1 protein-coding gene is annotated in these 409 nt (G+C 47.4%); it reads left to right on the top strand.

Features of this window, described 5'->3' with window-relative positions; all coding sequences use genetic code 11:
• Positions 1–81 precede the first annotated feature (81 nt).
• Positions 82–409 (top strand): transposase zinc-binding domain-containing protein (locus CXF72_RS00490; RefSeq protein ID WP_198552450.1); only part of this gene is annotated, 328 nt, incomplete at its 3' end.

Raw genomic sequence — 409 nt, 5'->3', positions numbered from 1 at the left:
ACTTACCAATGTTAAACAACAAGATGCCGCTCGTGCAGTCAATCAACTTGCGGATAATTTAGCCTTGATATGGGAGGGGCTATGAATCAATTTATTGAGTTACTGCGTCAGCACCAACAAGCCTTTGAGACACAATACAGCAACCAACTTAATCAAGATATGCGCCGTGCTATTTATGCGATGCTCAGCTGCCAAACCGAACAGCAACGTAAAACCAGCTGGTGTTGTGACCACTGCCATCATTTTGAGCAGCACCCGCTTTCATGCGGGCATCGACATTGCCCGCAGTGTCAGCACCAGGCAACCGCCCAATGGCTCACTCGCCAACAGCAAAAATTGCTGCCAACCCACTATTTTATGGTGACATTCACCTTGCCTTATGAGTTGAGGACATTAGCGACAACACAGT

The sequence above is a fragment of the Psychromonas sp. MB-3u-54 genome (assembly GCF_002836415.1).
Classification (GTDB): Bacteria; Pseudomonadota; Gammaproteobacteria; order Enterobacterales; family Psychromonadaceae; genus Psychromonas.
The sequence above is the reverse complement of the archived record's forward strand: the minus strand, read 5'-3'. Positions and strand labels throughout refer to the sequence as shown.